20 protein-coding genes are annotated in these 22,850 nt (G+C 39.3%); 13 read left to right on the top strand and 7 right to left on the bottom strand.

The annotated features are described in order from the left end of the window. Nucleotides 1–121: 121 nt before the first annotated feature. Entirely contained in the window at nt 122–1,408 is a 1,287-nt protein-coding gene (locus tag ACOKFD_RS10320) for a multidrug transporter (RefSeq protein ID WP_422857859.1), read from the bottom strand. 117 nt (nt 1,409–1,525) lie between these two features. Next, a complete protein-coding gene (locus tag ACOKFD_RS10315; protein WP_422857858.1) occupies nt 1,526–4,315 on the bottom strand; it encodes a carboxypeptidase-like regulatory domain-containing protein in 2,790 nt (929 codons plus the stop codon). A 174-nt stretch (nt 4,316–4,489) separates the two neighbouring features. Here ACOKFD_RS10315 and ACOKFD_RS10310 point away from each other — a divergent pair, with 174 nt between their 5' ends. Then, nucleotides 4,490–5,176 (top strand): response regulator transcription factor, encoded by a 687-nt coding sequence (locus ACOKFD_RS10310; RefSeq protein WP_298996922.1) that lies wholly within the window; start codon nt 4,490–4,492, stop codon nt 5,174–5,176. Continuing rightward, complete coding sequence (locus ACOKFD_RS10305) at nt 5,176–6,231, top strand: sensor histidine kinase (protein WP_422857857.1); 1,056 nt, start codon at nt 5,176–5,178, stop codon at nt 6,229–6,231. The genes ACOKFD_RS10310 and ACOKFD_RS10305 overlap by 1 nt, the downstream gene beginning before the upstream one ends. Here ACOKFD_RS10305 and ACOKFD_RS10300 read toward each other — a convergent pair. Then, on the bottom strand, nt 6,156–7,268 hold the full coding sequence (locus ACOKFD_RS10300; protein ID WP_422861019.1) for a glycosyltransferase: 1,113 nt from the start codon (nt 7,266–7,268) through the stop codon (nt 6,156–6,158). The genes ACOKFD_RS10305 and ACOKFD_RS10300 overlap by 76 nt on opposite strands. A gap of 69 nt (nt 7,269–7,337) precedes the next feature. Here ACOKFD_RS10300 and trmB point away from each other — a divergent pair, with 69 nt between their 5' ends. The 8 genes from trmB to ACOKFD_RS10260 all read left to right on the top strand — a co-directional run bounded on the left by trmB (nt 7,338) and on the right by ACOKFD_RS10260 (nt 12,371). Beyond that, nucleotides 7,338–8,012 carry a tRNA (guanosine(46)-N7)-methyltransferase TrmB gene (trmB, locus tag ACOKFD_RS10295; protein WP_422861018.1) on the top strand — a complete coding sequence of 225 codons (675 nt, stop codon included), beginning with the start codon at nt 7,338–7,340 and terminating at the stop codon, nt 8,010–8,012. Continuing rightward, the gene (locus ACOKFD_RS10290) at nt 8,009–8,635 is read left to right on the top strand and encodes a LysE family transporter (RefSeq protein WP_422857856.1); all 627 of its coding nucleotides are present in this window, start codon (nt 8,009–8,011) and stop codon (nt 8,633–8,635) included. The genes trmB and ACOKFD_RS10290 overlap by 4 nt, the downstream gene beginning before the upstream one ends. Before the next feature lie 3 nt (nt 8,636–8,638). Continuing rightward, the gene (locus ACOKFD_RS10285; RefSeq protein ID WP_422857855.1) at nt 8,639–8,965 is read left to right on the top strand and encodes an MGMT family protein; all 327 of its coding nucleotides are present in this window, start codon (nt 8,639–8,641) and stop codon (nt 8,963–8,965) included. 112 nt (nt 8,966–9,077) lie between these two features. Further along, a complete protein-coding gene (locus ACOKFD_RS10280) occupies nt 9,078–10,217 on the top strand; it encodes a P-loop NTPase (protein WP_422857854.1) in 1,140 nt (379 codons plus the stop codon). A 2-nt stretch (nt 10,218–10,219) separates the two neighbouring features. Beyond that, nucleotides 10,220–10,459 carry a NifU family protein gene (locus tag ACOKFD_RS10275; protein WP_298996935.1) on the top strand — a complete coding sequence of 80 codons (240 nt, stop codon included), beginning with the start codon at nt 10,220–10,222 and terminating at the stop codon, nt 10,457–10,459. Nucleotides 10,460–10,523: 64 nt separating this feature from the next. Further along, complete coding sequence (locus ACOKFD_RS10270; protein WP_422857853.1) at nt 10,524–11,582, top strand: NAD(P)/FAD-dependent oxidoreductase; 1,059 nt, start codon at nt 10,524–10,526, stop codon at nt 11,580–11,582. A gap of 50 nt (nt 11,583–11,632) precedes the next feature. Then, nucleotides 11,633–11,980: a four helix bundle protein gene (locus ACOKFD_RS10265; RefSeq protein WP_422857852.1), complete on the top strand. Its 348-nt coding sequence runs from the start codon at nt 11,633–11,635 to the stop codon at nt 11,978–11,980. Nucleotides 11,981–12,038: 58 nt separating this feature from the next. Continuing rightward, complete coding sequence (locus tag ACOKFD_RS10260; RefSeq protein WP_422857851.1) at nt 12,039–12,371, top strand: ferredoxin; 333 nt, start codon at nt 12,039–12,041, stop codon at nt 12,369–12,371. Here the strand turns inward: ACOKFD_RS10260 and ACOKFD_RS10255 are convergent. Next, on the bottom strand, nt 12,368–14,104 hold the full coding sequence (locus tag ACOKFD_RS10255; RefSeq protein WP_422857850.1) for an ABC transporter ATP-binding protein: 1,737 nt from the start codon (nt 14,102–14,104) through the stop codon (nt 12,368–12,370). The genes ACOKFD_RS10260 and ACOKFD_RS10255 overlap by 4 nt on opposite strands. A gap of 126 nt (nt 14,105–14,230) precedes the next feature. On the opposite strand from ACOKFD_RS10255, the gene ACOKFD_RS10250 reads away from it, so the two are divergent. Both ACOKFD_RS10250 and ACOKFD_RS10245 read left to right on the top strand, forming a co-directional pair. Beyond that, nucleotides 14,231–15,271 carry a TPM domain-containing protein gene (locus ACOKFD_RS10250; RefSeq protein ID WP_422857849.1) on the top strand — a complete coding sequence of 347 codons (1,041 nt, stop codon included), beginning with the start codon at nt 14,231–14,233 and terminating at the stop codon, nt 15,269–15,271. A 42-nt stretch (nt 15,272–15,313) separates the two neighbouring features. Next, nucleotides 15,314–17,479, top strand: coding sequence for an acylase (locus ACOKFD_RS10245; RefSeq protein ID WP_422857848.1), 2,166 nt, complete (start codon nt 15,314–15,316; stop codon nt 17,477–17,479). Nucleotides 17,480–17,482: 3 nt separating this feature from the next. On the opposite strand, the gene ACOKFD_RS10240 is transcribed toward ACOKFD_RS10245, so the two are convergent. Both ACOKFD_RS10240 and ACOKFD_RS10235 read right to left on the bottom strand, forming a co-directional pair. Continuing rightward, nucleotides 17,483–18,124: a hypothetical protein gene (locus tag ACOKFD_RS10240; RefSeq protein WP_422857847.1), complete on the bottom strand. Its 642-nt coding sequence runs from the start codon at nt 18,122–18,124 to the stop codon at nt 17,483–17,485. Nucleotides 18,125–18,220: 96 nt separating this feature from the next. Next, on the bottom strand, nt 18,221–19,117 hold the full coding sequence (locus ACOKFD_RS10235) for a metallophosphoesterase (protein ID WP_298996957.1): 897 nt from the start codon (nt 19,115–19,117) through the stop codon (nt 18,221–18,223). A 119-nt stretch (nt 19,118–19,236) separates the two neighbouring features. Here ACOKFD_RS10235 and ACOKFD_RS10230 point away from each other — a divergent pair, with 119 nt between their 5' ends. Beyond that, nucleotides 19,237–21,609 (top strand): GAF domain-containing protein, encoded by a 2,373-nt coding sequence (locus ACOKFD_RS10230; protein ID WP_422857846.1) that lies wholly within the window; start codon nt 19,237–19,239, stop codon nt 21,607–21,609. Nucleotide 21,610: 1 nt separating this feature from the next. Here the strand turns inward: ACOKFD_RS10230 and ACOKFD_RS10225 are convergent, their stop codons facing one another. Then, a complete protein-coding gene (locus tag ACOKFD_RS10225; protein WP_422857845.1) occupies nt 21,611–22,804 on the bottom strand; it encodes a Pycsar system effector family protein in 1,194 nt (397 codons plus the stop codon). Nucleotides 22,805–22,850: the final 46 nt, after the last annotated feature.

Here is a 22,850-nt window from a genome sequence, read left to right as displayed (position 1 = left end):
ACATCCCTGAAATTGAGCATTTTGTCGAAAAAGGACTTGCTTTTTCGATGAAGTGCATGAAAAAAGCCCTTTGCGCATGGCAAAGGGCTTTAATTGTTTTATTGAATTTCAGCAATAGAAATCAGTTGTTGGCATTACCTATAAAGGCAGGATTTCCAGCATCAACAGCAATGTTTTCAAAAGTAGTATCTCCATCCAAAATCAATTGACCGGTTACCACATCATCAACCTCAAAATGTGCTCTGCTATTACCGCTAATGTCGAAGAATATATTGTCCATCTGTACGGCAGTTCCCCTCCTGAGTCTGATAGCATCATCATCACCCGAAGAATTAAAGGTGGCATTTGTTACATTAGGGTTAGATCTTGGTGCAGCGTCATTGTCAGCACTAAGATTGTCTGCCTCAATACAGTGGTCAGCTCCTGAAGGTTGGTCAGCAATAATGTTATCCAAGGTACCCACAAAACCTTCAGCCCAATCGAAAGAATCATCAAAAGCTTCGGAAAATAGATTGCTTGCATCAACAGTTCCACCAAACCATTCAAAACCGTCATCTTGTCCTTGGAAAACTTGCAAGAAGTTCAATGTGGTCCCAGAACCTACACCATAGAAAGAAAACCCGTTGAATTCAGATTCAGTATTGATTTGAGTTCCAGGGTAAGCAAGTATTACATAGGATAAGTTTCCTGAACTATCTGTGGCATCTGTACCTCCGTATGGTAAATCTTCACCTACGTTATCTGCTATTTCTGCATTACCTTCCCCGCCGCTCAGATTGATAGGAGCGTTACCCAAAAGAACAATGCCCCCCCATGAACCGGAAACTTGGGTTGAGGAGCTAAATATAACCGGATTATCTGCTGTACCTGTGGCATTTAAGGTTCCTCCTTGATTTACGACAATTACATCAGCAGCTGTGATATCTCCACTCACTGCGGCATTGTTTTCCGAATTGGCAAATAGAAATGTACCTGCAGGAATGTTCAAAGTACCACCATCTCTTACAAAAACAGCACCTTCAATTTCGTAAACCTCATTGGCATCCAAAGTCACTTCAGATGTTATTTCACCACTTAAGGTTTGTGTTGCGGTAAAATTTGTTGGGAGTACAGTATTACCAATTGTAGTGGAAACTGTAGTGAAAGCAAAAGCAGATTCGTCGGCTCCAGTTGCATCGGCATTTACACCCAATTGGTCTGCAAAAGCGTCCAAAGTTTCTTGAGTCCAATCCCCATTGGCATCAAACTCCACTTCGGTAAGCGGGTCGCCTCCACCTGTTCCTGGATCATCATCATCGGTACCTGTAGTCGGTGGGGTTGGGATTGGATCTTCATCATCACTACAGCTAACTAACACTGTACTTATTGTTGCTAAAAATAATGCGCTAAGCAGTATACTTTTTTTCATTTTGATGTTATTTAATTTTAGAGCAAAAGTATTTCTGTGGAATTTGATTTTTTTTACTGAATCATTACTAAATCAGCACTTTGTTTTAAGATTGTGTTAGCTATGTTTCCTTAATGTTTAGAATTTATAGCTACACGAAAGAGATAAAGAAGTGCCCACCTGATAGGAAACCCGACTCACGTTTCCGGTTTGCCCTGGATTGGAGTTTACAATTGTCCTTTCATAGGTGTCATCCAAAATATTGTTCACCTTAAAAGATGCTTCTAAACCTTTACCAATTTTGTTGGCCCAAATGAAACTTAGGTTATTAAAGGGTTGTTCAAATTCATCCTCGTATTGTACGGAACCCGTACCTGAACCTACACTTGAAATTCTTTCACTGAAGGTATTAAACAGGAATGTAAACTTACTTTTAAGTTTTGGAGAAAAAGTAACATCATAATTGATGTCCGCATTTAACAAAAAGTCGGAAGCTCCTTGAAGCCTCCTACTTGTATTGGTCAGATTTAACTCTTGTTGTAGTTCATCTGAAATGGATACGTTGGAATCCATTAAAGTAACATTAGCTCCAAATGATATATTATCAAGAGATTCATTTTGTAACAAAAAACCAAGGGTACTCTGTACTTCAAATTCTGCGCCAAACAGGGTGGCACTATCGGTATTATCAAAAACTGTTCTGATGAATGAGCCACTATCTGCAATAAGACGCTCTATTGGATTATCAATGATTTTTGTAAACAGGTTTACACTGAACAAACTATTGTTATCTGGGAAAATTTCATATTTCAAGTCCAAGTTAAGATTGTCTGAATTCTCCAAATCCGTATTACCAAGAATTAAATCACCAACAGAATTTTGTCGCGTAATCGGTACGATTTCCAAGTTTTTTGGCCTTGTGTACGTTCTACTTCCTGCCAACCTTAAATTTGATGTATTCCCAACCTCATACTTCAGATTGAAAGATGGCAAGACAAAAAACTCATCAAAAGAAAAAGAATTTTCTAATGCATCTTCACCAACATCTCTAGTAAAGCTCTCCAAACGTACTCCCGCCAATAAGCTAAGCTTATCTGAAAAATTGAAATTGTATGATGCATTGGTAGCAATAATATTCGTGCTAATATCCAAGAATGGAGTATCAGGTAATTCCACATAAGAAGTATTGTCATCTGCCAAGAAAGCCGTTGTCAAGGATGCATCAATTGCATTGGGGTCTATGTTTATAGCGCCTATTCCCGTAAGGTTGACCAGTACAAAACGGTTGAATACATCCAAGGTTTCATTGTTGAAATCAAAGCCAATATTGAATTGATCTTTGTTTTCACTTCTTCCTGAAGATAAATCGACTTGGTATCCTAGAGTAGCAGCAAAATTGTTATTATCGGTGTTTAGAAAATAACGAAACAACCTACCTGAGTTTGTTGAGAACAAAAAACTACCATCTTCTTGATCTTCCAAGGTGATAATAGTATTATCCGGTTGTTCGTAATCCGATGTTCCGTAAGTAGCACCATAACGCAATCTGTTGTTTTCGTTAAACCTATATGCCCCTAAAACTTGAAATTGGTGCAATGTAGATTGAACGAACTTAGATTCGATACCCTGAAGATTCGCAGATACTTCGGCAAAACGGCCAAAATTATCATTAGCCTCGGTATCTGTGCTTTTTACGAAAATATAGTTGAAATCAATACTGTTTTTATCAGTTCTATTAAAAATAGAGAACAATAAATTGGATTGTGTTGAAAACGAAAAGCTATTGTTACGATTAATAGTTCGTAAAAGTTGGCCTTGAGGATTTCGAAGGAAACTATCTCCCAAGTTTGAATTAAATGAATTACCATAATTCACACCAAAATAGTAAGCTGTCTTTCTCGATTTTTCAACATTGTTAGAGATAATACCCGCATTTGCAATACTAAACCCGGTTGAAATGGGTGCGGAGATGACATCTACATCAAAATCTGATTCGAAAGCATCTACCGCATCCTGGCCTTGGGCTCTAAATATATCTCCCGAGCTTGAATTTTCGTTGCTTAAAGCATCGGGAATTCGTCTAGCATCTGCACCGCCAAACCCAAAGAAGTTAATAGATCCATCTTCCTCATCGGTTATGAATGTGTTTTCCAAAGATTGAAGATTTGCGCCGACACTAAATCCTATTTTGGTAAATCCTTCATTTGGTATTTGTTTGGTATCCACGTTAAAAGTTGCACCTGCAAAATCTCCATAAAGACCTGTATAGAAAATTTTGTTGACATCTATTTTAGAGATTAACGAAGAGGTAAACAATCCTAAATCTGGAATTTTGGTTTCCCAATTGGTAGGGGAAAGCGGAAGATTATTTATGGTCAAGAAGTTATATCTTTCATCAAGTCCACGAACTACCACTCCACGTGATGCCACTTTAGTAATACCTGCAGCTTTCACAACCGCATCCTCAACATTTCCTATTCCCTTTCTTGCTAGTTCCTGTGCCCCTATGGAAGTTTTGATTTCAATGGCTTTTTTCTGATCCAATAAGAGGGCTATCTCAGATTCCTTGCTGGTTGAAACCGAAATAACAACTTCATCCAAGGCCACACCTTCCGATGCGCTCATAGGAACATTTATGGTGGTTACTTTATCTGCTTCTACAGTAGCATTGATTTCACGAGTTTGGTACCCTAAATAGCTATAAACTACTATGTAGTTTCCTGGAGTTAATCCGTTAATCTCATATAACCCGTCAAAATCCGATGTGGTTCCTGTTGTGGTGCCTTTAATCAAGACATTGGCAAATGGCAAAGGTTCTTCTCCAAATTCTTTATCTGTGAGTTTTCCCAAAATACTACCTGTACCCTGTGCCCTCACTATTACAGTTGACAATATTAGGATTGCTAAAAGAAAATGAATTTTTCTCATCTTAAAATTTTGCCGCAAATAACGCTTGATGCTGTAAAAGTGATGTTATGTGGATGTTAAAGCTTTGTTTAAACAACATTACCATAAGGTTATCGGATTAAATGAATGTTAAGCATTTATGGAGTAATCGTATTATCTTTACATTTGGGTGTTTAACACTAATTCCATCATCCCATGAAAACAAAGGATATCAAGATTTTATTGGTCGACGATGAACCGGATATCTTGGAAATTGTGAGTTACAACTTATCTGCCGAGGGGTACGAAGTCTTCACGGCCAAGAACGGTGCTGAAGGTGTTGCCAAGGCAAAAAAGAAAAATCCGCACCTTATTATTTTAGATGTTATGATGCCCGAGATGGATGGGATTGAAGCTTGTGAAGTTCTTAGGAATACTCCCGGCTTGGAGAATACCATAATCACTTTTTTAACTGCAAGAGGGGAAGACTATTCCCAAGTTGCCGGCTTTGATGCAGGAGCGGACGATTATATAACCAAGCCAATCAAACCAAAAGTGTTGGTAAGTAAAGTGAAGGCCCTGTTACGAAGACTAAAGGACGAAAAACAAGAGATTGAAGACATCGTCAAAGTGGGTAACATAGTAATCAACAGGGAAGAATATAAAATTGTAAACGATGGTAAGGAAATAGTCCTGCCCCGAAAAGAATTTGAACTCCTTTCCTTGCTAACATCAAAACCCAGTAAGGTTTTTAAACGAGAGGTTATCCTTGACAAAGTATGGGGCAATGAAGTAGTGGTTGGAGGAAGAACCATAGATGTACACATCAGAAAATTGCGCGAGAAGATTGGAGACCATCACTTTAAAACGGTAAAGGGTGTAGGCTATAAGTTTGTCTTGTAATGGCCATCCAAACTAGGAAATCCTATAAGTTTGCTTTACGTTCTTCCTTGGTAATCACTCTGATTACTACCTTATTTTTTGCGGTTACAATGGCCTTTATGGAAGAATTGAACCTATTTCTACTTGCGTTACTGTTTGTAGGTTCGTTCGTTGTTTCATTTATTGTATTGCAAGTTCGGGTGGAACGCTTCATTTATAGAAGAATCAAAAAGATATACGACGATGTTTCCCTTTTGGAATCTTCTACGTTTTCTTCCAAACCTGTCACCACAGACATGAAGACCCTGACCGAGGAAATTGAAAAATTTGCGGAGGACAAAAAGATTGAGATTGATACACTGAAAATTCAAGAAGAATATCGAAAAGACTTTCTGGGGAACGTATCACACGAACTGAAAACTCCTCTATTTACGGTACAAGGTTATATACTTACCCTGCTAGATGGGGCAATCAATGATAAAAAAGTTCGCGAAAAGTATTTGGCTAGGGCAAATAAAGGAGTGGAACGATTGATTTATATAGTTCGTGACCTTGATTTAATCACCAAGCTTGAAGTTGGGGGACTTAAGCTTGAGAAGGAAGATTTTGACATTATTGAACTAATTCAAAATGTGTTTGACTTATTGGAAATGAAGGCAGCGGATAAAGAAATTACCCTCACTTTCGACATGGAATATCCGGAACCCATTTACGTAAAGGCGGACCGTGAAAAAATCCAACAGGTGATTAGTAACCTATTGGTTAATTCCATCAAATACGGTCATCCAAAGGGTACCACTGAAGTAAGTGTTGAAAACCTCATTAAAAACAAAGTTATTGTTCGTGTAACCGATAATGGCGAAGGAATTCCCAAAAAACATGTTCCCCGCCTATTTGAACGCTTTTACAGAGTGGACCAAAGTGGAAGCCGTAAAGAAGGAGGTTCCGGTTTGGGGCTTTCCATTGTAAAGCACATTATTGAAGCCCACGACGAAAAAATCTACGTAGAAAGTGAGGAAGGTGTGGGCTCGGAATTTTCTTTTACTTTAGAAAAGACCTCGAACAATTCCAGATAATCAATATCCGATTCAAATTGGGTCAACCCTTCAAAGGAGTCGGTTCTATCCAATTGTTCAATCGTAAAATCATCCTGCTTACAATAGGGCACTAGCCCTTGTTTTTGTATTCGTTTTGCTAGATACTCTTGTTCATATTGACCTGGGGTCGGGATAAAAAACGCCTTCTTTTCCAACTTAGCCAAATCCATTACTGTGGTGTATCCTGAACGACAAAGGATTAATTCACTCTGATTTATGGCACTCTCAAGTGCTTTGGATTTCATAAAGTTATAAAGGTCCAAGGTATATGTCTTATGCTTTATGGTCCGATGGGTTTGTTCCTTCTCTATTTTGCCCCTAACAAATAAAATTTTTCCCGCAAAACTATTCAGTTCAAGTAATAGCTTTTCTTCCAGCAAGGTGCGCTGCGGCTCCGGTCCAGATAATAAAACCATTAAATCGAAGGAAGTTTCATTTTGATGCTTTTCAAACCTGCTTAATGGCCCCAGATACTTGACATTCTTTTTCTTCTTTTTTAAATGGCCCAGTTTTCCTGTCAAATTAGGTTTCCCCTCAACATCGGGCACCCAACAAGCTTCAAACTTCTTTATAATATTTTGATGCACTTTAGAACTCATCCAAGTGGTATTTCCAGAAAGCACATTCAACTGATGGGTAATGAAAACGCAGGGCACTTTTTTATAATATACACCTAAGCGATTGTCAGAGATAATGCCGTCCAACTGATGCTCTTTTATCAATTTTTTAACCGCTTTCTTCTCTTTGGATATGGCTTTTAGAACTTTTGGGGAGTCCCATAGCATCTTAATTTTAAAATTACGGCCTTTTTCAGCATAGCTGATTTTATAGGAGGGCAACTCAAAAGAAGGCAGGTTCGGAAACTCCTTTTGTAACAAAGACAGCGCTACTCCGTCTGAAGCTATATAAGGTTGATGGCCTTGCGCCAATAATGCATTAATAATAGGGATGCAACGCGTAGAATGTCCAAGTCCCCAGTTGAGAGGAGCCACCAGGATGCGTTTGGAATTTTGCATAGGACAAAGAAACAAAAACATCAAATCATTCTTGAAATCCGTAGTTTTACAAAATGTTAAATGATTGCCTTGGGAAGTAAAAATAAATTAAAGCGATTTAGGGATAACGAGTCCTTTCCCAATGTTGTTCAACCCTCCAGGGATGAAGCTTTGAATGATTTTGAATGGAGAGGAAAATGGCGGGATTTCTTCAAAAATGAGAATCCCATTGTTTTGGAACTGGGTTGTGGAAAAGGGGAATATTCAGTCGGATTGGCGAAAAGAAATCCAAATAAAAACTACTTGGGGATAGATATTAAGGGAGCTCGATTTTGGCGTGGGGCGAAATCCGCCTTGGAGATGGATTTATCCAATGTTGCCTTTTTGCGCACTCAAATTGAATTGGTCGACTCACTTTTTGCTGAGAATGAGGTCGATGAAATTTGGATAACATTTCCTGACCCTCAGATTAAGTACAAACGTACCAAACACCGTTTGACAAATTCTATTTTCTTGAAGAAGTATGAGCAGATATTAAAGCCGGGGGGATGTGTTCACTTGAAAACAGATAGCGAATTTCTACATGGCTATACCTTGGGACTTTTGCACGGTTTAGGTCATGAAGTAAGCTATGCCAACCATGATGTATATAAAAATGAAGGTAGCCCAAGTGAGGTAATGGAAATACAAACATTCTATGAAAATCAATATCTTGAGAAAGGAAAACCCATAACCTATCTTCAGTTTAGGTTTGCTAACGTATGACACACTTATTTGTTCTTTTTTTGATTACTTTCTTGGCAGCTTTCGTGGCATCTGCCCCACCTGGGCTTTTGAATGTCAATGCAGCTAAGACAAGTGTTGAGAAAGGAAAAGCCAATGGGGTGATTTTTGGTCTGGGTGTCGCGTTCATGGTCATGTGCCAAACCTATATTTCAGTTCGAATTGCCAAATATCTATCAAGGAACCCAGAGATAATAGGTATGCTTTTGAAGACTGCCGTGGTGGTTTTTTTGATACTGGCTATTTTTTTCTTTGTAAAAGGGAAAAAACAGAGTAATACCTCAAAAGAATTCGTCGAGGTAAAAAAGCGCAGTAGTTTTACCAAGGGCCTTTTTCTTGCGGCAATTAATGTGTTGACCATTCCCTACTACAGTGGTTTAAATACCTTGTTTCATAGCCAAGGCTTTATGGATTACAAGGTGATTGATGAAGTCATCTTTATTTTGGCTGCTGGCATGGGGACTTTTTTGGTTATGTACCTCTATGCTTTTTATTTTAATAAAATGGAACAAAAAACCAATCGTTTCTCAAAAAATTCAAACTATATTCTTAGTGCCTTAATGCTTGTCTTATTGATGATTACCCTGATGAAAATGTATTATTGAATAATGGAAGAACCCAATTTTTTTGATAAGGTATACGAAGTGGCCAAGTTGATCCCTTACGGAAGGGTCACCTCGTATGGAGCTATTGCTAAATATTTGGGTGCCGCTCGCAGTGCAAGAATGGTAGGTTGGGCCATGAACAATTATTTGGCAAAGGATGTACCAGCGCATCGTGTGGTTAATCGAGTAGGAGTATTGACAGGTAAACACCATTTTGATGGCACAAATTTGATGCAGCAGCTTTTGGAGAATGAGGGAATCAAAGTGGTTGATAATCAAATTGTGAATTTTCAAAAATACTTTTGGAATCCAGGGAAAGAACTGCAATAACCCAACCCTATCCCACCATCTTCATTTTCAATGGCCAGACTTCACAAAATGAAGCCATTGCCGTATCTTTGTAATTTAGAATCAGTTTAAACGACTGCAAACAAAACAATTGATGAAATTCAATAAAGCAGACATTCTTAAAGCATTGGAAAAAATCTCTGCACCAGGGGAAGGACAGACTTTAGTAGAGAGCGGAGCGGTGACCAATGTTCAGGTTTTTGGTGATGAAGTTGAGGTAGATGTGACCATAAAGAACCCAAGTCTTCAAGCTAGAAAGAAGACTGAAGTGGAAATCTTGAAGATAATTCACCAAGATGTCTATCAAAAAGCCAAAATAAAGGTAAATCTTAAGGTGGATGCTCCTGCTAAACCTAAGGTAAATCAAATCAAAGGGAAGCCAATTCCTGGAATCCAAAATATCATTGCCGTTGCTTCTGGTAAGGGAGGTGTAGGGAAGTCTACGGTTACTGCCAATCTAGCGGTTACTTTGGCCAAAATGGGTTTTAAAGTTGGCTTGTTGGACACGGATATTTACGGACCATCCATGCCCATCATGTTTGATGTGGCTCTAGAAAAACCCCTTTCCATTAATGTGGATGGCAAGGCAAAAATGAAACCGGTTGAAAATTATGGTGTCAAATTACTTTCCATAGGCTTTTTCACTCAACCGAACCAAGCTGTTATTTGGCGTGGACCCATGGCATCCAAAGCCTTGAACCAAATGATTTTTGATGCGCATTGGGATGAACTCGACTTTTTGCTCTTGGATTTACCACCGGGAACTGGGGATATCCATTTGAGCATCATGCAATCTTTACCAGTTACTGGAGCTGTTGTGGTCAGTACTCCGCAAAAAATTGCTCTGGCAGATGCTAGAAAAGGAGTAGCCATGTTCCAACAAGAAGCCATTAGTGTTCCAGTATTGGGAATAATAGAAAATATGGCCTATTTTACTCCAGAAGAGTTGCCTGATAACAAATATCATATCTTTGGAAAAGATGGGGCCAAAAACCTTGCTGAAGACTTGAGTGTTCCTTTTTTAGGTGAAATACCCTTGGTACAGAGCATTCGAGAAGCTGGAGATGTAGGAAGACCGGCAGCGCTTCAAACGGCAACTGCAACCGAGGAGGCTTTTGAGGAGCTCACAAAAAATGTAGTAAGTGAATTGGTGAGAAGAAATACCGATTTACCTCCTACTGAAGCAATTAAAATTACAACAATGGCGGGTTGTTCAGCCGTCAAAAAGAAATGAGTATGACAGCAGAAGAATTACGCAGCAATGTAGAGAAAGCTTTGGAAGAGATAAGACCTTTTCTTCAAAGCGATGGAGGAGATATCTCATTGATTTCAATAGATAATGAGAATTCCGTGAAAGTGAAGTTGGAAGGAAATTGTATCGGGTGCAGTGTCAATCAAATGACCCTTAAAAGTGGTGTTGAAATGACCATTAAAAAATATGCACCACAAATTGAAGAAGTAGTCAACTTAAGTTAGTATGACCGATATCATAATTACTTCATTGGGCAAAATGTAAGTTGCACCCTTCAAAACACTTTACATGATTACAACCGATATTTTGATTATTGGAGCGGGACCTACGGGTCTTTTTGCTGTTTTTGAGGCAGGTTTGCTACAATTAAAATGTCATATTATCGATGCACTTCCACAGCCTGGTGGACAATGTGCCGAGATATATCCAAAAAAACCTATCTACGATATTCCTGGTTTTCCAGAGGTATTGGCGGGAGAGTTAGTTGATAATCTCATGGAGCAGATTAAGCCATTTCAGCCCGGATTTACTTTAGGAGAACGTGCAGAAACCATTGAAAAACAAGAGGATGGTTCATTCGTAGTCACCACGAACAAAGGAACTCAACACAAAGCACCTATTGTGGCCATTGCAGGAGGATTAGGGAGTTTTGAGCCTAGAAAACCCCAATTGCCCAACCTTTCCGATTATGAAGACAAGGGCATAGTCTACATGATAAAAGAACCTGAAGTTTTTCGGGATAGAAAGGTGTTGATAGCCGGAGGTGGTGATTCAGCCTTGGATTGGTCTATATTCTTGGCAGATGTAGCTTCAGAAGTGACACTGGTGCACCGAAGAAATGAGTTTCGCGGAGCCCTGGATTCAGTGGAGAAAGTACAACAACTCAAAAATCAGGGAAGAATAAACTTGATTACCCCTGCTGAGGTTAGAGGATTGGAAGGTGTAGAAAAGTTGGAGAAAGTTAGTATTGAAAAAACAGATTCAGAAGAAAAAATAGACTTAGAAGTAGATGATTTTATTCCCTTGTTCGGTCTATCCCCAAAATTAGGCCCTATTGCGGATTGGGGTCTTGAAATTGAAAAGAACGCCATTAAAGTGGATAACACTCTGGATTATCAAACCAATGTTCCCGGAATCTATGCCATTGGCGATGTGAATACCTATCCTGGAAAACTAAAGTTGATTTTATGCGGGTTTCATGAAGCTACTTTGATGTGCCAAAGTGCCTACCAACGTATTCACCCGGATAAAAAGTACGTCATGAAATATACTACCGTTGGAGGAGTGACAGGATTTGATGGTAGTAAAAAAGAAGCTCCAAAAGCAGTGGTCAAAGCAATAGATTAGTGAACTAGTGAGTCAGCGGTTAAGTTAATTGGTGAATTAGTGATTGCAGAATGACAGTACATCGTTTTGAAGATTTAAAGATGTGGCAAAAATCACCAGATTTGGCCGTCACTATTTATAGTTGCTTTTCGACACATAAAGATTATGGTTTCAAAGACCAAATTACGAGGACTTCAGTATCGATTTCAAATAATATAGCGGAGGGTTTTGAACGGCAATCGAATACAGATTTCAAGCGGTTTCTTTATTTTGCTCTTGCTTCCAATAGTGAAGTAAGGTCAATGTTATATCTGTCAGAAAGATTGAATTATCTCGACAAAGCAGAAGCATTGGAATTGGTTGAGTTTACAAATGAAGTTTCCAAAATGATTTATGCTTTTATTAAATCTATGAGATAGTAAAGTGGAGTCGTACTTGTTCACTTTACCACTAACGCACTAATAAACTAGAAGGATTATGTCCGATATAAAAATCAAAATCACGGATAGGGAAGGTGTACTGCACGAAGTGGATGCACCAACGGATATGAACATGAACTTGATGGAGGTAGTGCGTTCCTACGAGCTTGCCCCAGAGGGTACAATCGGTATTTGCGGCGGAATGGCCATGTGTGCTTCGTGCCAATGCTATGTGAATTCAGACCATGACCTTCCTGAAAAATCAGATGATGAAGAGGCAATGCTATCTGAAGCCTTTAACGTTGAGGACAACTCCAGATTGGGATGTCAAATCCATATCACCCCAGAGCTTGAAGGACTGGAAGTAAAGCTGGCTCCAGAAGAACTTTAGATTCTCGCTTGATAAGTAAACAGATTGTAATACCTCCCTTCAGAAGCTATCAACTCTTCGTGAGTGCCTTGTTCGGCAATTCTTCCATTTTCAATTACCAATATTTGGTCTGCTTTGCGGATGGTGCTCAAACGGTGCGCAATCACAAAAGTGGTTCGTCCCTTAGTCAATTCCGCCAAACTTTTTTGAATCAGTGCTTCAGACTCTGTGTCCAAATTGGATGTAGCTTCATCCAAAATAAGAATTCTGGGGTCTGCCAAAACAGCTCTAGCTATAGCAATACGTTGTCGCTGACCGCCTGAGAGCTTTACTCCTCGTTCACCTATCAAGGTATCCAAGCCTTCATCAAACCGGTCGGTAAATTCATCCACATAAGCCGCTTTAACAGCTCGTTGCAATTGCTCTTCGGATGCATTCGGCCTAGGGAAGAGAATGTTTTCTCGAATCGTTCCTTCAAACAAAAAATCATCCTGAAGCACCACACCTAAGTATTGCCTAAAACTGTTGAGGTCTATTTTGGACAAATCTTGCCCATCAATGGTAATGGTTCCGGTATCAGGCTTTAAAAAACTGGCAGCCAAACCTGCAATAGTTGATTTTCCAGAACCAGAACTACCTACCAAGGCGACAACTTGTCCTGATTTCACTTTGAAGCTAATATTGTGTAAGACCTCTTTTTCTTCTTCATAGGAAAAGGAAACGTTGATAAAATTCATGTTGCCCAAAATTGAATCCAATTGAAGAGTACGCTCACCTTCTTCAGCTTCTTCGGGAGTGTTCATCAATTCTTCCGTTCTATCCAATCCGGCCAACGCTTCAGTCAACTGACTACCCACATTGCTCATTTGAACAATCGGAGCAATCATAAGCCCCAACAAAATAGTGAACTGCACAAATTCACCAATCGTCAAACTACCTTCAATAATTTGGTATCCACCAAAACCCATGACGCTTGTGGTAGCAACACCAAGTAAAAAGGTTGAGGAGCTGGACATAAAAGCGGTAGTGGTCAAACTCTTTTTTACATTTTGATACAAACGGTCTACGCCTACTTCAAAAACCGCTTCCTCCTGTTTTTCTGCATTAAAACCCTTAATCACCCGTATTCCCCCGAGGGTTTCCGTAAGTCTTCCTTTTACTTCTGCATTGATTTTTCCCCTATTTCGGAAAATGGGACGAATAATCTTGAAAGCTTTCAGAGCAATAACAGAAAAAACAATCAATGGAATAAAAGTAATCAGGGTCATGGGAACACTTATATCCAATAACAGAATCAATGAAACTACCGCTGTTATTGTTCCTCCTACCAGTTGCACCAATCCGGTCCCGATAAGATTCCGAACACCTTCCACATCTGACATGATTCGGGATACCAAGGCCCCCGATTTTGTATTGTCAAAAAAACTGATGGGTAGGGCCAACACTTTTTTTTGTACTTGAGCACGTAGCTCCGATATTAAATATTGGGCCTGTACACTCACTATTCTGGTAAGGAGAAACGAAGTTATGGCCTGTACTAAAATGGCCAACATAACCCCGGCAACCAGATACTTGAGCATGGTATAATCCTTTTTTACGATAACATCATCAATAAGATATTTTGAAGCAATGGGAGCAACAAAACTTGCAGCTTTGCTTATAGCAATTAGAAGCAAGCCAATGAATACCAATTTTCTTCTTGGCCAAATAATAGTTTTGAAAGCCTTAAGGATGCTTACTTTTTTTTCTGACATAGCTTTTGGGAAAGAATGTGCAAGTTAGTTCAAATTTTAAGCTCGTAAAACCAAAATAGGTGTTCATAAACTCAAATACTTTAACAATGCCTACATATCCTATCTTTGGGACGGAACATTAGAAAAATGTTGAAAACACCGATTCTTTTTTTTCAAATGCTTTTTATAGCGATAGGATTATCGCAGGAAAACTATCCACAGCTTCAAGAAATTGTTACGGATAACGCCCTTATCTTCAATCAAGAACAATTGATGGGCATGCGGGCAAAGCTCAGTCAGTTTGAAACCGAAACCACGAACCAATTGGTTGTGCTCACTATTCAACGTTTGGGAAGCGAGACAATAGAACAATATGCCAACGGAACTTTTAACCAAAACAAATTAGGCCAAGTAGAAAAGGACAATGGGATATTAATCCTTTTTGCCAAAGAGGACCGGGAGGTACGGATAGAAGTAGGGTATGGTTTGGAGCCGTTCATTACAGATGCAGTGGCCTCTAGAATTATTAGGAATACCATGATTCCAGAGTTTAAGCAGGAAAACTATTTTGAAGGACTGGACATGGCTACCAATCAGATTATTCAATTTTTGAATGACCCTGAAGCTTTGGAGGAATTCAAGAATGAGATAGACGACGAATCTGATATGGGCTTGGGATTCAAGATTTTTATAATACTTTTTTTGTCCATTTTTATAGCGGCAGGAGGTTTTATTTTTATAAAGGTCTATCGAAATATTATTGAAGTTTTCAGGGGCATGTTTATTGGCAAACTGGGTATGTTGCCTGGAATGTTCATGGCGGTTTTTAGTTTGCTACCATTGGGCTTATCCCTGGTTTTTGTGGTTATGCCTCTTGTATTTGTTGTCCTGATTTGGGAAGTTGATGTTTCGAATTATGAGTACCTCTTGGACCAGCCAAGTCGGATTTTATATCTTTTCGGGTGCATTTTAGGGTTGGCCATGCTCTTGGCAGTGGTCAAAATCCGAATCAAAGGAAAAGAAGATTTCAAGCTTTCATTTTTTAAGAGTAATAAGAAATACTTGTCCAAAACCTTTTCTTCAGGAGGTACACATTCTTTTGGTTCAAGCTCTAGTGGTGGGAGCTCCAGTAGTTTTTCCGGTGGTGGAGGAAGTTCCGGTGGCGGTGGAGCAAGCGGGAGTTGGTAGTTTTCTTTTTATCTTCACTCAACAATTTTTAAATACTTCCAAATGAGAATCCTTAGTTTAATTGTCTTGTTGATTTTTTCTTCATGTGCCAAGAAAGAGCCGCTTACAGAAGTTGAAAAATGGGAGGCACAGGCAGAAAACATCACCATAATTCGAGACGATTTTGGAGTCCCTCATATTTACGGAAAAACCGATGCCGATGCTGTTTTTGGATTGCTTTATGCACAGTGTGAGGATGATTTTAATCGTGTGGAGCAAAACTATATTTGGGCCATTGGTCGGTTGGCTGAGGTAGAAGGAGAAGAGGCTATCTACAGCGATTTGCGGGCCAGACTTTTTATGACCCAGGAAGAAGCTATGGCCAATTATGAGAAAAGTCCAGACTGGTTGAAGAGATTATGTGATGCTTTTGCCGATGGCATCAATTACTATCTACACACACATCCAGAGGTAACACCCAAACTTTTGACCCGTTTTGAACCCTGGATGCCTTTTTATTTTAGTGAAGGAAGTATTGGTGGTGACATTGAGCGAATTTCCACTCGGAAAATACAAGCTTTTTATGAAGGTAATATGGAGATTCCCGAAATGGAGAAATTGGAAATAAAGAAGAAAAAGGAGATGGCCGAACCCGAAGGGTCCAATGGAATTGCTATTTCTGGGGAATTAACGCAATCTGGAAATGCCATGTTGTTGATTAATCCACATACGTCTTTTTACTTTAGGGGAGAAGTTCATGTAGTTAGCGAAGAAGGCCTGAATGCCTATGGTGCGGTTACCTGGGGGCAATTTTTTGTATACCAAGGGTTTAACGAAAAAACGGGTTGGATGCATACCTCCACGTATACGGATGTGATGGATGAGTTTAAGGAAAAGGTAATGAACCAAGACGGAACACTTCTGTATCAATATGGAGAGGAGCTAAGAACTGTTGAAGCCAGCGAGGTTATCTTAAAATATAAAGATGGAGATGACCTTAAAGAAAAAGCCTTCCCTATGTATCATACGCATCACGGCCCAATAACCCACTTGGTGGATGGGCAATGGACGGCTTCTGCCATGATGTGGGAGCCTGTAAAAGCGTTGGAGCAATCGTATATCAGAACAAAACAAGATGGATACGATGGATTCCGAAAAATGATGGATATTCGAACCAATTCATCCAATAATACAGTTTACGCCGACGCGGAAGGAAACATTGCCTATTTCCATGGTAATTTCATTCCTAAAAGAGATACCATTTTCGATTTCACGCAACCGGTTGATGGAAGTGATCCGGCTACCGATTGGAAAGGACTACATACGGTTGACGAAAATATATTGATATTGAATCCTGATAATGGATGGATTCAGAACTGTAACTCCACTCCATATACTTCAGCCTTGGATAACAGCCCAAAGCGTAGTGATTATCCAAATTACATGTCGAGAGATCAAGAAAACTTTAGAGGAGTTCATGCCATTGAATTGTTGACTGATAGAAATGGATACACTTTGGATAGTCTGATTGCATTGGGACATGACCCCTATTTGCCTGCCTTTAAAGCTCTAATTCCAGGGTTGATTAAAGCGTATGATACCAATCCAATTTCAGAATTAAAAGAACCCATAGAGGTACTAAGAAACTGGGATTTTACCACTTCAACGGAATCTATTGCTATGACTTTGGCACATTATTATGGAACGCAGAGTTATATGCAGGCGGAACGACCTGCTGGGATGTACTCCATGCAGTTAGTGGAGTATTGGGGAAGTGATTCTCCTGGCCAAGGGAAGCTGGCATTGTTTCAAGAAACAGTGAATCAACTTAAGGAAGATTTTGGCACATGGGAAATGCCTTGGGGAGAGGTAAATCGCTATCAACGGTTAAATGGGGATATTCGCCAAGCCTTTGATGATGCTAAACCCAGCATCCCCATTGGTTTTGCCAGTGGTAGATGGGGTGCGCTGGCGGCGTATGGCGCTAGATACGATAACAATACCAAAAAGATATATGGTACACGAGGAAATAGCTTTGTTGCCGTGGTTGAATTTGGAGATAAATTGAAAGCCAAGACTATTTTGGCAGGTGGGCAGAGTGGTGATCCAGCTTCACCTCATTTTGATGATCAAATAGAAATGTATGCCAATGAGGATTGGAAGGATGCTGCTTATTACAAAGAGGATGTATTGAAGCGAGCGAAAAAAACCTATCGCCCCGGAGAGTAGTTTTTATTCTTCTTCCTTAACGATTATTAAACTCGCTTTGGAACCTGTCGAAAGATTCCATTTATTGTTGTGGATGACCACGCCTTTTTCATCGGCAACCACCACTTGAGCAGTGTTTGGGCCTGAGCTACCTTGGTTGAGAGCCTCAAAATCTATTCTATTAAAACCCTTTACCAAATCAATATTAACGCCTTTAAAACTTCCGGATAATAGAATGTTGGCTTCTACAACCTCTCCGTTCAAATAAATTTTTACACGATCACCATCCACATACTCATGATCCCTACAGACAATACCAACAAATTTTGCATTGGTTTTGATATCACCTAAGTACTGGTCACCATAATGCTTTTTGGACCCTTTCTTTTCTTTTTCTCCGACTTTGGGATCAATTACCAAATCATGCCCGGCTTGTAATAATTCCTTGTCCGGTAGCATTTTAACTCCAGGGTTATTACTCTTGGAAGTCAGGTTATTATCAATCACAGAAGGCATACGAAGAGATGTGCCTTGGTTACTACTCTTAATATCCAAGTTGTTTCTCTCACCAATTTTCAAAGGTCTAGTTGTTGGAATATCCCCTTGCGCCTGTATGGAAGGGAGTCCAATAACAAGGAAGAACAATAAGATTATGGACTTTCGCATAGCAATTTGGTCGTTAACCATTGATAAAGTTAACAAATACCTTGCCACGGAGCTGATAAATTGGAGTTAAATCCGATGATTAACAAGAGGATCTCCTCAATCTGGGGTATAGTCCAGTAATTTTTCAGGTCCCTCCAAAAGTAAACGTACAATTTGAAGCGTACCGTCAGTTTTGGTAGCAATTTGCCATTTAATCAATGATATTTCTCCCTTTTCTATTTCTATCCCAGTTATACTTCTAGGGTGTACACAACTACCATCGTTAAAAAATGGGATTTGCCCTGGTTCAGGAAATCGGGGTCTGTGAGTATGTCCTGCAATTGTAATGCGCAAATTATGTTTTAAAATCCACCGTTTTATTCGTTTTTCTATTCGGATAAGCTCTTTGTAATTTTTAGCTGGACTGGTTGGGTCGGCAATACCCACTACTTGGAGCGGTTTCCAAAGAATTCGAACTAAAAATCGCCCAATGCGCCAGCAAACGTAGTTCCACCAATCCGCTTGGTGTCCGTGGGTGCAGAACAACTCTTGCCCAGTTTCCTTATGCTTTAGAAGAAGGGCTTCGTGATATTTTATTCCTTCGAACAAGGATTTGTCAGAACCATCAATGGGCTCAAAATAATGACTAAGATGTTTTTCAACATAGTTGGCGTTCTGATAGACCATATCATGGTTTCCCCAAACCATGTTCAGTCTTTTTTCATTATGAAATTGCTTCAGCAACTGAAACACATTTTTGTGGGCTTCAAAAATGGATTCAAAACTGATGTTTTCCCATAGCTCGTCCCCATCGCCCAACTCGCAATACTGAAAACCTTCTCGGTAATAATGACTCAAGGCATGGAAATAAATGTTCCGATTATTGGCAAAATCGTCTGCAAAACTGTTGTCCCCCCTATGGCAATCGCTAAAAATGATGAATTTTGAGTCATCATCAAAAGGGATAATTTTGGCCTTCGCATAGGCTTTATCGAGTCGTTTAAAGGAAGACATTACCGGTTTTTTTTCTAAATATCCCTAAAAAAAAGCATTTAAACCCATAAAGATTCCCTTAACACATCCGCATTTCTTGATTTTGTAACTTTACCAGCTAAACCACGACTAAATACTGTATGCAGAACGACTACAATATGGAGAGTCCCATGCTTCAGTTGGTAAGTTTCAACAAGTTGTTGGAACACTACGAAGAACAACTAAACAGCAAGGACAAATATTTGGTGGACCGCGCCAAGTTCGTATTGGATGCACAAGCACCTTATCCCGAACTTCGCGAAGGTTTTAGTGATTTGAGTCTTTTGACCAAGTACGAGGATGTAATTCGCATTATTTTGGCGGACACTTGTTCCCCTGTACTGGGCAAAAACGAAATCAAGACCATATCTTCCCCCTTTGAAAATTTTGTGTTCAATTCATCGGAACGTTTTAAAAACATCCTGAAGGATGCAGGCGAGGATTATGAATTGGAGATTAGAAACCTTCCTAAGGATATCAACTATATTTTAAAATGTATCATAGTGCTCAATTTCCATTATGGGTATAAGATGGATTTTAAGCGCCCCTTGTTCTACGATATTCCGGATAAGAACGGGTTAATGAAACATTATCGCGTATTGTACAACGCGGATTTTATGGAAATCCATCCAACGGAAGAGTCACGAGAACTGACTAAGGAGGATGTTGATGAGCTTCTTGAGAATTTTGACAACATAGACCTTTGGAAGGAAAAAATTCCACCAAATAGTTTTGTTTCAAAAGGATTTGTGATTGCCAATATGTTCGATGTAACCGCCGAGCATTCCATATCTGAGATAAAATCAACCCTAATAGGGAGCAATAAAAGAGGAAGCGAAAACTTCATGGAGAGTTTTCAGGATACATTCCGTTCGCTTTTCAACCTAAACAACATTCGAGTTGGCTTTGCCGGATATGATTCTGGCACCAATCGTTTCCTTAAAATATATGGAAAGGGTATTGAGAGTTTTCTACTGAATGGAAAGGAGACTGGAGTTTGCACCGATATGCTTTGCGAGGGTTCTTATGGTAAGTTGTTGGATGAAAATACGTATTTCACCATTTCCAATGTTGAAAATTATTTCAAGAAATCGAAAGGCCAACAACCCTATAAAGGTCTTTATGAACAGGGTATACGGAGTGCCATTCTAGCTCCAATTGCGGATAATGGGAATCTTTTAGGAGTATTGGAATTGGTTTCTGATACCGTTAACGAACTAAATAGCGTGAACGCCAACAAGTTGGATGATGTCATGCCTTTTATAGTTTCAGCTGTATTGCGCTCCATAGAAGAAGAAGAGAATTTGGTGGACGCCATTATTCAACATGAGTGTACCACAGTTCATTCATCAGTATATTGGAAGTTTCAAGAAGAGGCCAAGAAGTTTATGGCCGATGAGCTCATAGGAAACCAACCTTTATTCAGGGAAATTGCCTTCAAGAATGTATATCCGCTATATGGTCAAGTGGATATCAAAGAGTCGTCCAAGCAGCGGAATATCTCTATTCAGCGCGATTTGATGATTCAACTTTCCGAAATCAATAGTGTTCTTCATGTGGCTGTAAAAAAATATAAACTGCCCATATACGAGGAATTAATGTTTCGGGTGGATACCTATCTGAACGAGGTGAAGGAAGCGCTCTATACCCATACCGAACAAGCTATCTTCGATTTTGTGAAAGAAGAAGTAAATCCAGTTTTCAGTCACCTGAAAAAGATGGATAAGAATCTTGCCGTACTGGTTGAAAAGTATGAATCCGAGATAGATCCAACTACTGAATCATATTATGACCACAGGCGTAATTATGATAATAGTGTGATGGAGGCCAATATGCAGTTGGCAGCGTTGTTGGATAAGAAACAGGTTGAGGCTCAAGAAATGTTTCCGCATTATTTTGAACGATACAAGACCGATGGGGTTGAACACAATATGTACATTGGCAGCTCTATCGCTAACGATCGTATTTTTGATGAGCTTTACTTAAGCAACCTAAGGTTATGGCAACTTCAGGTTATGTGCGATATGGAGAACAAATACTATGCACTTAAGCCAGAGTTGCCTGTTAAGCTTGATGTAGCTTCTTTGGTTTTGGTATATAGCACGCCGCTCGCTATTCGCTTTAGGATGGATGAAAAGCGGTTTGATGTTGATGGTACGTATAATGCGCGTTATGAGATTATCAAAAAGCGTATTGACAAATCTTACATCAAAGGCACCAATGAGCGTTTAACACAGAAGGGGAAACTTTCTATAGTATACTCTCAGCGTAAAGATGAAAAAGAATATATGCGGTATATCACTTTTCTGAAGTCGAAAGGATACTTTACCAATAACATTGAAATTGTTGAGCTAGAAGGCCTTCAAGGAGTTACTGGTCTAAAGGCCATTCGAGCTGAAATATTGTATACCAAGGATAAAAAATCGGAACGCACCTATACGTATGATGATTTGATGGAAGAGTTGAAGATATAGTCTAGAAAGTCATTCTGTCCGGTCCAAAAAAGCGGAAAGCAATACCGAAGGCAATCACTGAGACTATCATGCCCACCATGAATATGTTGTAGGTGAGTCTTAAAATCTTATATTTTTTATCTAAAACAAGTCCTAAAAAGTAAAGGTCCTTGGTTAAGGATGAGTACACATAATCTTTGTCCTTTACTAGCTCTTGCAGTGCCCATTCGTATTCATCCAAATCCATTTTATGGAAGTTTCCAAAAAAGAGCAGATTTACTTTCTTGTCCTCCACATCTTGCTTGGTAAACTTTCCGCTAGTAACATTGGGTCTTGTTGCCAGTATGGATAATACCATAGAAACAACACTAAACACTATGAATATAAGTGTTGGATAAATCAAATAGGTATTGGAAGGATTGTCCAATTTTGGGATGAGGTTGGCCAGTACCAATGAGATGATAATGGCATTCACCGACAATAAAATATTTGCCTTGGTATCCGCAATATCACTTAGTTTTAGGTGGTTTTTTAGGGTAACCCGATATAGTGTTTGCACACTTCTATCAGGGCTTTCGCTTTTATATTTCGCCTTTAGAGCTTCTTTTTTGGCAATTTCTTTTTCGGTTTTTTTCTCTTTCACTAATTGCTTTAAGTTCCTTTCTTTTCCCTCCTGCCAGTTTTCTAGAGCGTAATCTGTGTAGAATTGATGTTCATTTCGGAACATTTTTATGTTTTCATCCCGCCATTCTTTGGGAGTATATCGAGCAATATCCAGCTTTTCCAGTTCCTCTTTAAGATAATCCGTGGTTTCCCAATAGCTTCTTTGTGCAAAATGGGAGGAATCTGCATCACGAAGAATTTTTTCGGATAGTTTTTTTGGTTCGTAAAAGCGTTTGGTCGCCATGATATCATCACAAACGGACTGAATATCGGAAGTCGAGTATTGATTTTCTGAAAGAAACTGTTTGGCAATGGAACAACTGTTCTCCTCATGTTCGTTCACCCCTTTTGTGTAACCTGTATCATGGAACCAAGCGGCCAAAATAAGCTTTTCCTTTTCCGATTCGGGTAAATCACAATTGTTGAGTAATTCTTTAGTACTTTTAACTACACGCTGGGTATGTCGTAAATTGTGGTATAGGAAATTTGGGTCGAGTTCTTTTTCCAGAAGTTCGGTTACATAAGTTTCAGCCTTTCCTATAATTTCCGACATAGTTTTCGTTTAAAAATCCAAAATACAAAATTTTGGTATCAACCTT

The sequence above is a fragment of the Flagellimonas ulvae genome (genome assembly GCF_049333175.1).
In the GTDB taxonomy this organism is placed as follows: domain Bacteria; phylum Bacteroidota; class Bacteroidia; order Flavobacteriales; family Flavobacteriaceae; genus Flagellimonas.
This window is presented reverse-complemented; position numbering and strand designations above follow the sequence as displayed.

Bases quoted from the DNA above. Each gene is read 5' to 3' on its own strand.
- ACOKFD_RS10235 (WP_298996957.1), bottom strand. From the start codon at position 19,117: ATGTCTTCCTTTAAACGACTCGATAAAGCCTATGCGAAGGCCAAAATT.
- ACOKFD_RS10280 (WP_422857854.1), top strand. From the start codon at position 9,078: ATGAAATTCAATAAAGCAGACATTCTTAAAGCATTGGAAAAAATCTCT.
- ACOKFD_RS10230 (WP_422857846.1), top strand. From the start codon at position 19,237: ATGCAGAACGACTACAATATGGAGAGTCCCATGCTTCAGTTGGTAAGT.
- ACOKFD_RS10265 (WP_422857852.1), top strand. From the start codon at position 11,633: ATGACAGTACATCGTTTTGAAGATTTAAAGATGTGGCAAAAATCACCA.
- ACOKFD_RS10250 (WP_422857849.1), top strand. From the start codon at position 14,231: ATGTTGAAAACACCGATTCTTTTTTTTCAAATGCTTTTTATAGCGATA.
- ACOKFD_RS10275 (WP_298996935.1), top strand. From the start codon at position 10,220: ATGACAGCAGAAGAATTACGCAGCAATGTAGAGAAAGCTTTGGAAGAG.
- ACOKFD_RS10240 (WP_422857847.1), bottom strand. From the start codon at position 18,124: ATGCGAAAGTCCATAATCTTATTGTTCTTCCTTGTTATTGGACTCCCT.
- ACOKFD_RS10260 (WP_422857851.1), top strand. From the start codon at position 12,039: ATGTCCGATATAAAAATCAAAATCACGGATAGGGAAGGTGTACTGCAC.
- ACOKFD_RS10320 (WP_422857859.1), bottom strand. From the start codon at position 1,408: ATGAAAAAAAGTATACTGCTTAGCGCATTATTTTTAGCAACAATAAGT.
- ACOKFD_RS10305 (WP_422857857.1), top strand. From the start codon at position 5,176: ATGGCCATCCAAACTAGGAAATCCTATAAGTTTGCTTTACGTTCTTCC.
- ACOKFD_RS10290 (WP_422857856.1), top strand. From the start codon at position 8,009: ATGACACACTTATTTGTTCTTTTTTTGATTACTTTCTTGGCAGCTTTC.
- ACOKFD_RS10225 (WP_422857845.1), bottom strand. From the start codon at position 22,804: ATGTCGGAAATTATAGGAAAGGCTGAAACTTATGTAACCGAACTTCTG.
- ACOKFD_RS10245 (WP_422857848.1), top strand. From the start codon at position 15,314: ATGAGAATCCTTAGTTTAATTGTCTTGTTGATTTTTTCTTCATGTGCC.
- ACOKFD_RS10255 (WP_422857850.1), bottom strand. From the start codon at position 14,104: ATGTCAGAAAAAAAAGTAAGCATCCTTAAGGCTTTCAAAACTATTATT.
- ACOKFD_RS10315 (WP_422857858.1), bottom strand. From the start codon at position 4,315: ATGAGAAAAATTCATTTTCTTTTAGCAATCCTAATATTGTCAACTGTA.
- ACOKFD_RS10285 (WP_422857855.1), top strand. From the start codon at position 8,639: ATGGAAGAACCCAATTTTTTTGATAAGGTATACGAAGTGGCCAAGTTG.
- ACOKFD_RS10300 (WP_422861019.1), bottom strand. From the start codon at position 7,268: ATGCAAAATTCCAAACGCATCCTGGTGGCTCCTCTCAACTGGGGACTT.
- ACOKFD_RS10270 (WP_422857853.1), top strand. From the start codon at position 10,524: ATGATTACAACCGATATTTTGATTATTGGAGCGGGACCTACGGGTCTT.
- ACOKFD_RS10310 (WP_298996922.1), top strand. From the start codon at position 4,490: ATGAAAACAAAGGATATCAAGATTTTATTGGTCGACGATGAACCGGAT.